Below are 3424 nucleotides of genomic sequence, written 5' to 3'. Positions count from 1 at the left end.
ATACACAACTTCAGCTGAAATGCAATGAACTGTAGAAACTATATTAAAATCAACTAATTCCGGCATTGCGTACAACGTTTTACAATATGAAACGGTTGGGTTTTCGGAGCGCGTTTGTATCCACCGTTGCAGAAAGTTGATGCGAGAGCAAATGCTCGCAAACCACTGAACCCCAACTGTTTTATATTGTGTGTTGTGCAACGTAATTTATGCTATTTAAATATTTCATTTATTAAAATTCGATATCTCAGTTTTTTATCTTTATCTCGGAAACTTTGGTTTTGCTTATCAAATGTCAATCTCTCTGAATAATTACGATTTATCAATTTAAAAGTTAAAGTACTATCATTAAGCAATTCTGTTTCTGCTTTTTCCATGCCACCAAATCCAGCTACAGAGCTATTATATTCTGCTGTCAGCTTTCCATTTTTTTCTCTAATAGTTAGTGACTTTGTTGTTGCAAAACTATCGTCGATAATGTCTAGAATGATTTCTCCTTTAATCTCATTTCTGATTTTATTTGTAATACCGAAAGTCAAATCAAAGATTGGAAGCAGGAGAAAGAAAATAGGAAGTAATTTTAATTTAAAATTCTGTTTTTTAATAAGTAATTTAATTAATCCAATGATGCACAAAACAAGGGAAATTAACCACAATCCTATCGTGATAATATTTGGGTAGAATTCCATAAAAATCACACTCAATACATATATTATTGGCAATACTGTATATTTCAGGAATTTGTTTTTCATTGATTTTACAAATTTAGATATCAGATATTCTAGTATTTACTCATTAAACGCATTATAATTTTTAATATAATCAATATGGTAGTGTCCAATAATGTCATTTTTATCGACAGAACTGTCTAAATATTTTCTCCTGTTAATAGAGTCTCCATGTGCTGAATAAACTTTACATTCAAGTATTATTGTAGAATCAAGCCAGGTTTTTGCAATCAATGGATGAGCTCCATAATAACATTCATCAATCGATATACTGTCCTTATTATACAATTTGATAATCTTACCTCCACTACCAAAACTCATTGAAGATTCTTTAAAAAAGACTGCAATAAAATCATCTCCGTTAGGATTATCAATTAATTGTCTCAGTTTATAATTTGCTGTGTCATCCTTAAAATCTGTTGAGATAAAGTCAGGTTTTTTATAACTCGTTTCTCCAGATGAACAAGCTGAAATTATTATCCCAATAATCGTAACAAAAAATATAATTATCAGTCGGTTTATCATTAATGCTGTCAGTTTTGTTTTATGTTGCACAACGGACAAGTATATGCAAATGTGGGCGATTGCGGGCTTCAAACTTATCAAACCGATACGATTTAAAGCGGGCTACAACCGATGAATTTACTACTATCTCGCCCATTTTGTATATACAGTGTTAGCGGTTCGTGCTTTATTTGTCAATCATTTTATATTAATTCTGATTCAACTGGCTTTAGCTTTGCTTCTTTCAAAATAGTATTGATTTTAATAAGACAATCAGTTCGTAAAATATTAAACTTGTCTGAAAGTCTATCATCAAACACTTCCAAACAAGTTGGATGTTCTCTAATTGAATGATTTTTTAATCCATCCTGATATAAATCTCTTATTTTAGTCAGACTGTTATAAATCTCACTTATCAATTTCGTCCATTTCGGATTTGATATCTTTTGATAAGAAAATGATGTTGTTAATATATCTCCTCTGCGATTATATAATTTTCCAGTTGTAATCGCTTCTTGTGTATTTTTAATAGCTTGTATAAAATCAGCGCCACTTTCTTCACGCCTAATTTCTCTCTTAAATGCAGGTCTTGTAAATGCTTGTCTTAACATTGATAAAATATGAATGTTCTTATCATATTTATGAACCTTTTCAAGCAAATCGGAATAATACCAATTCTGTAATTCAATATGATTCTCAATGAAAACTTGTATATCCTCCCAAAACCATATGTCAATTATAAACTTTTGTTTTTTTATTCTTTTATCATTAATTGTTCTAACGATGTCCTGAACTTTTGTGTCTCTTGATGAAGTAGTAGCAAAAATTAGACTTTCAATTTTTGGATTATCAATAGTTTCAGCAGAAGTAACCTCTTTTTCAATCAAACTTTTTGTCAAAAGGCTATTTGATAATATTACTCCTTCTGAATCAGTTAGGCTTTTCTTTTTACACTGAATACCAGTAAACCGATTTTTATTATCATAACCATATAAGTCAATTCCAGATTGGTCTTGTCCAGGTCGACCATAATTTTGCCAGCCTTTTTGCTCCCAAACAACATCGACTATTCCTAACAGTAATTTTTCAAAATCCTGCCAGTTTTGAGGTGGTAAAAATGTTATTGTCAAATTCCCCATTTGCTCATCGTTTTTTTTTGCATGACCGCTAACGGTCCCGCGGTATGGTGTCGTGGCAGTTTCTTTCACCCGTGAAAGGAACTGTCAGGATGAAAGGAGCTTTGCGCGAACGTTTATATTTTTTGATTAAAAGTACTGCCATGCACTATGACCGCTTGTTGTGTGCTGGTTTTATTTGTTATATTAAGAATTCATCTAAAGATAAAACCTTTGTGTTAATCTTATAGATTTCATATGCAACTTTAGCTTTATTCCTAGCTCTGAGGTCATTTGAAACAAATAAATCGCAATATGAAGAGAAATAAGTATGAGATGCATCGTACATTCTAGCAAGATTTGATCTTTCTGTTTTTTTGTCCTTCCAGAATCCAACAAAATCCAACAAATTAAATAATGTGTTTATTCTTTCACGTAATGAGATCCCAGATAAATCAATCAAATTATTAATGCCGATTAATAATCGGTTATTAATAGCTTTATCAATATATTCTATAACTTCTGTTGGTGTATAATTATTTATTCGTTTTTGATCAATACCTAATAGGCCTATAAGTTTAAGTCTATCAATATTATAGTTATTTACTGCTTGTCTAGTCATTTCCATTAGTCCTGAAAACATTTTTAAGGTCAAAATAACTTTTTCTGGATTTTCGATTTTTGAATTAATTTGATTGTTGTCTGGGTAGATATAAGTATTATTAGTTAAATCTAATATAGTTTTAAGTCTTATTTTCTTTAATTCATCAAAATTACTTTTCACTTCAATTAACTCTTGGATATGGGCATAAGAGTATACATAAGAATAATTCTTATCAATATTTTTAAAGATATCAAGACTAATTTCATCATCTTCGATCGAAATTAAAATATTATTGTCCAAATATACTCTCATGTTTTACTTTTTAAACTTGCACACAACGTTCCCGCGGTATGCTGTCGTGGCAGTTTCTTTCCGACGGGAAAGGAACTGTCAGGACAAAAGAGACAGCCCGCGAATGTTGTAATATTTTATTTAAAAGTACTGCCATGCAGTATGACCGTGTGTTGTAAATA

The 3424-nt window shown here is 30.8% G+C and carries 4 protein-coding genes; all 4 read right to left on the bottom strand.

Going from position 1 to position 3424, the window contains the following annotated elements; all coding sequences use genetic code 11:
• Positions 1-212 precede the first annotated feature (212 nt).
• The 4 genes from ACE01N_RS20125 to ACE01N_RS20110 all read right to left on the bottom strand — a co-directional run bounded on the left by ACE01N_RS20125 (position 213) and on the right by ACE01N_RS20110 (position 3263).
• Entirely contained in the window at positions 213-752 is a 540-nt protein-coding gene (locus ACE01N_RS20125; protein ID WP_380592811.1) for a hypothetical protein, read from the bottom strand.
• Between the two features lie 36 nt (positions 753-788).
• The gene (locus ACE01N_RS20120; RefSeq protein ID WP_380592809.1) at positions 789-1253 is read right to left on the bottom strand and encodes a hypothetical protein; all 465 of its coding nucleotides are present in this window, start codon (positions 1251-1253) and stop codon (positions 789-791) included.
• A gap of 182 nt (positions 1254-1435) precedes the next feature.
• Positions 1436-2371: a hypothetical protein gene (locus ACE01N_RS20115; RefSeq protein ID WP_380592807.1), complete on the bottom strand. Its 936-nt coding sequence runs from the start codon at positions 2369-2371 to the stop codon at positions 1436-1438.
• A gap of 178 nt (positions 2372-2549) precedes the next feature.
• Entirely contained in the window at positions 2550-3263 is a 714-nt protein-coding gene (locus ACE01N_RS20110) for a hypothetical protein (protein ID WP_380592806.1), read from the bottom strand.
• Positions 3264-3424 lie beyond the last annotated feature (161 nt).

Origin of the sequence: Quyinboa ferrireducens (assembly GCF_042436675.1) — a bacterium.
Lineage (GTDB): Bacteria > Bacteroidota > Bacteroidia > Bacteroidales > UBA5342 > JBHJHP01.
The sequence above is the reverse complement of the archived record's forward strand: the minus strand, read 5'-3'. Positions and strand labels throughout refer to the sequence as shown.